This window comes from Soehngenia saccharolytica DSM 12858, assembly GCF_059568515.1.
On sequence record NZ_JCANTN010000057.1, the window covers coordinates 1 to 3876 of the forward strand.

General features: G+C 33.8%; 5 protein-coding genes. All 5 read left to right on the top strand.

Annotated features, from left to right (window positions below):
- Window positions 1-121: 121 nt before the first annotated feature.
- Genes BO51_RS09935 through BO51_RS09955 form a run of 5 tightly spaced genes read left to right on the top strand, consistent with a single transcriptional unit; the run spans window position 122 to window position 3697 of the window.
- Window positions 122-325, top strand: coding sequence for a 4Fe-4S binding protein (locus tag BO51_RS09935; RefSeq protein ID WP_496486266.1), 204 nt, complete (start codon window positions 122-124; stop codon window positions 323-325).
- Window positions 325-1464, top strand: coding sequence for a 2-oxoacid:acceptor oxidoreductase subunit alpha (locus BO51_RS09940; protein ID WP_496486268.1), 1140 nt, complete (start codon window positions 325-327; stop codon window positions 1462-1464). Before BO51_RS09935 ends, BO51_RS09940 begins: the two co-directional genes overlap by 1 nt.
- Complete coding sequence (locus BO51_RS09945; protein WP_496486270.1) at window positions 1457-2281, top strand: 2-oxoacid:ferredoxin oxidoreductase subunit beta; 825 nt, start codon at window positions 1457-1459, stop codon at window positions 2279-2281. Before BO51_RS09940 ends, BO51_RS09945 begins: the two co-directional genes overlap by 8 nt.
- Window positions 2281-2808 carry a 2-oxoacid:acceptor oxidoreductase family protein gene (locus BO51_RS09950; RefSeq protein ID WP_496486272.1) on the top strand — a complete coding sequence of 176 codons (528 nt, stop codon included), beginning with the start codon at window positions 2281-2283 and terminating at the stop codon, window positions 2806-2808. The genes BO51_RS09945 and BO51_RS09950 overlap by 1 nt, the downstream gene beginning before the upstream one ends.
- 16 nt (window positions 2809-2824) lie before the next feature.
- Window positions 2825-3697 (top strand): MurR/RpiR family transcriptional regulator, encoded by an 873-nt coding sequence (locus BO51_RS09955; protein ID WP_496486274.1) that lies wholly within the window; start codon window positions 2825-2827, stop codon window positions 3695-3697.
- Window positions 3698-3876: the final 179 nt, after the last annotated feature.

Sequence of the window (3876 nt, forward strand, 5' to 3'; positions counted from 1 at the left end):
TTAATGAATATATACCCAAAATGGGGGGAATCCAGCCATTTCAATATATAAAATATAGTGATTATGCGAGTCGCAGAGTTCTGCAACGAGCTATATTAATAGAATTAAAGGGGGATCCAAAATGCCTGTAAAAGAAAAACAATCCTTAAAGACAAATACTAATTGGTGCAAAGGATGTGGAATTTGCGTTTTTGTATGTCCAAAGCAAGTTTTGGCGGTTGAAGATGAAAAAGTAGTTATTAAGAATGTAGATAAATGCATAAAATGTGGCCAATGTGAATATCATTGTCCAGATTACGCTATATATTTAGAGGAGGAAAAGTAATGTCTGAAATAAAATTAATGCAAGGCAATGAAGCGTGTGTAGCCGGTGCAATACATGCTGGTATGAGATTTTATTCTGGATATCCAATAACGCCATCGACTGAAATAGCTGAACTGTCATCCGAATTACTACCTAGATTTGGTGGTAAATTTATACAAATGGAAGACGAAATCGCTGGTATTGCTGCTGCACTTGGAGCATCTTTAACTGGTATTAAATCTATGACGGCGACATCTGGGCCAGGCTTTAGTCTTAAACAAGAAAATATTGGATATGGGATAATGGCTGAAATACCTATCGTAATTGTTGATGTCCAAAGAAGTGGTCCAAGCACAGGCTTGCCTACATCTCCTTCACAAGGCGATATAATGCAAGCAAGGTGGGGTACACATGGAGATCATTCAATTATAGTACTATATCCATCTTCAGTTAAAGAAATTTATACAACAACAGTTAGAGCTTTTAACCTTTCAGAGAAATATAGAACTCCGGTTATATTACTTTTAGATGAAATTATTGGTCATATGAGAGAAAAAATAGATTTAGAAGAATTGAAGGACATAGAAATTTATGACAGAAAAAAACCAACAATATCTCCTGATAAGTATTTAGCATATAAAGTGAACGAAAATGATATAGTCCCTGAAATGGCTTCTTTTGGAACAGGGTATAGATATAATGTAACGGGATTAGTTCATGATGAAACGGGATTTCCTAGTGGCAATGAGGTTGTAGCAGATAAACTACTTAAAAGGCTAATAAATAAAATAGAAAATAATAAAGATGACATTGTAACATATGAAGAATATTTACTCGAGGATGCTGATTATGCTATAGTTTCGTTCGGAGCTATATCTAGATCGTCTAAAGTTGCTGTGAACAAATTGAGAGAATCAGGGATAAAAATAGGCATGTTTAGACCCATTACAATATGGCCTTCGCCAGAAAAGCAATTATATGAATTGAGTAAAAAAGTAAAGAAAATTTATGTTGTTGAGTTAAATGCAGGGCAATACATGCTGGAAGTCCAAAGGATTGCAGCTGGACAGTGTAGTATAGGAAAATATGGCAAGATTAATGGAGATATAATTACTCCACAAGAAATAGTTTCATTTATTAAGGAGGATATATATGCCTAGTGAATTAGTAACCAATTATTTTAGAACGGAAACGCTTCCACATATTTGGTGCCCAGGTTGTGGAAATGGAATAGTTACTAGAGCTATAGTAAAAGCTATTGATAATTTAAATATACCTAAAGATGATGTTTGTATTGTATCAGGTATTGGTTGTTCTTCAAGAGCAGCTGGCTACTTGGACTTTAATACTCTGCACACTACACATGGGAGAGCACTGGCATTTGCCACTGGAGTGAAATTAGCAAATCCCAAATTACATGTGATTGTTATTACGGGCGATGGCGATTCTTCTGCGATAGGAGGAAATCATTTAATTCATGCCGCTAGAAGAAATATAGATTTAACAACAGTCGTGTTTAACAATAGCATCTACGGAATGACTGGAGGACAATACTCACCTACAACACCTACTGGAGATAAAGCTACAACTGCACCTTATGGAAGCATTGACCCAAATTTTGATTTATGTGAATTAGCAAATGCTGCTGGTGCGACATATGTTGCAAGAGGCACCGTTTATGCTGTAAATATGCTTGAAAAAGTGATACAAGAGGGAATTCTAAATAAAGGTTTTTCCTTTATTGAAGCTATTTCAACATGTCCAACTTATTATGGCAGAAAAAACAAAAAAGGTTCAGCGGTAGACATGATTCAGTACTTGAAAGAAAATGGCGTAATGTATTCTGCTTGGAATAAAATGAGTGAAGAAGATAAAATTGGCAAATTCCCTATAGGTAAATTATATTCTAAAGAAAGAAAAGAATATACTGAGCAGTATCAAAGGCTAATTGATTCTCTTGGAAAGGAGAGAAATTGATGAAACAATATGAAATTAGGTTGACAGGTTCAGGAGGGCAAGGTCTTATTACTGGAGGTATTATACTTGCTGAAGCTGCAATACTTGATGGCAAAAATGCACTTCAGTCTCAATCATACGGGCCAGAAGCAAGGGGTGGAGCTAGTAAAGCAGAAGTTATTATCAGCGATAAAGAGATTGTTTTTCCTAAGATCACTGAATGTGATTTACTTCTCGCTCTTACAAATGTTGCATGCAAAAAATATATAAAGACGCTAAAAGAAGGTGGCATTCTTGTAATTGATAGTTCAGTAGATAAACCGGATAGAAATGATATCAAAGTATATCAAATTCCAATAATTGAAACAGCAAATGAAAAACTAAAAAAGTCTATGGTAGCAAATATTGTAGCGTTGGGAGCACTTAATGAAATACTAAATCTCGTATCAGAAGAATCTTTGGAAAAAGCTGTTTTAGATAGAGTACCAAAAGGTACAGAAGAGTTAAACAGAAGTGCTTTAATTGAAGGGAGAAATTTAATTAAATAGAGAGAGGATATTGCTGATGGATCAGAATGTAATTCAAAATATTCAAGAAAGTTTTATGAATCTCAGCAAAGCACAAAAAATCATAGCAGAATATATCATAAATCACTATGATAAAGCAGCATTTATGACAGCAGCAGCTATAGGCAATCAATTGAATGTAAGCGAGTCAACAGTAGTTAGATTTGCAAATGCTCTTGGCTATGCTGGATATAAAGAATTGCAACGGGATTTGCAGGAATTAATAAGAAACAGATTGACTACCGTTCAAAGAATATCTTTATCTGATGAGCTAAATAATAGTAGCGAGTTTATCGAGAAAGTTATGGGAAAAGATATAGAAAACATGAGGAAAACAATGCTTGAAATTGATGAAACGAATTTTAATTCAGCTGTTGAAAGTGTGATTGAAGCTAACAACATCTATATACTTGGATTAAGGAGCTCGACATTTCTAGCGGGTTATTTGAATTTTTATTTGAACTTTATATTCGACAACGTAAGATTAATTCAACCTACTGCCAATGATATATTTGAACAGTTAGCTAAAATTAAGACAAACGATGTTCTGATTTGCGTTACTTTCCCAAGGTACTCAAAAAGGACGTTAGATGCTCTAGATTATGTAAATACTAAAGGTTGCAAAATTATAACATTTACCGACAGTGGGTTATCTCCAGCATATAATCGGTCGGACATATCGCTAATAGCTAAGTCGGAGATGTTATCCTTTGTAGACTCTCTAGTAGCGCCTATGAGCCTTTTAAATGCATTTATATTGGCAATAGCAAGCAAAAAAAGAGAGGACATAACTCCATATTTTGAAGAATTGGAGTCTATATGGGATAAGTATGGTACTTATAATGAATCGAATAATACAAAAAACAACTAGTTTTCTAGTTGTTTTTTGTATTATTTGCTCATAAATAATATTATCATAAATGATATAAAAGTATATTAAAATATGATATTATAATATAGGCTCTCGGAATAGGATGAAGGTTCAGGATTAAAATATTGCAAATTTAATAATAAGGTCCTAGTTTTTCAAAGAAATATTCGATTTAAAAA

Excerpts from the sequence above, each read along its gene's own strand:
- BO51_RS09940 (WP_496486268.1), top strand. The coding sequence starts at position 325 with ATGTCTGAAATAAAATTAATGCAAGGCAATGAAGCGTGTGTAGCCGGT.
- BO51_RS09945 (WP_496486270.1), top strand. The coding sequence starts at position 1,457 with ATGCCTAGTGAATTAGTAACCAATTATTTTAGAACGGAAACGCTTCCA.
- BO51_RS09935 (WP_496486266.1), top strand. The coding sequence starts at position 122 with ATGCCTGTAAAAGAAAAACAATCCTTAAAGACAAATACTAATTGGTGC.
- BO51_RS09955 (WP_496486274.1), top strand. The coding sequence starts at position 2,825 with ATGGATCAGAATGTAATTCAAAATATTCAAGAAAGTTTTATGAATCTC.
- BO51_RS09950 (WP_496486272.1), top strand. The coding sequence starts at position 2,281 with ATGAAACAATATGAAATTAGGTTGACAGGTTCAGGAGGGCAAGGTCTT.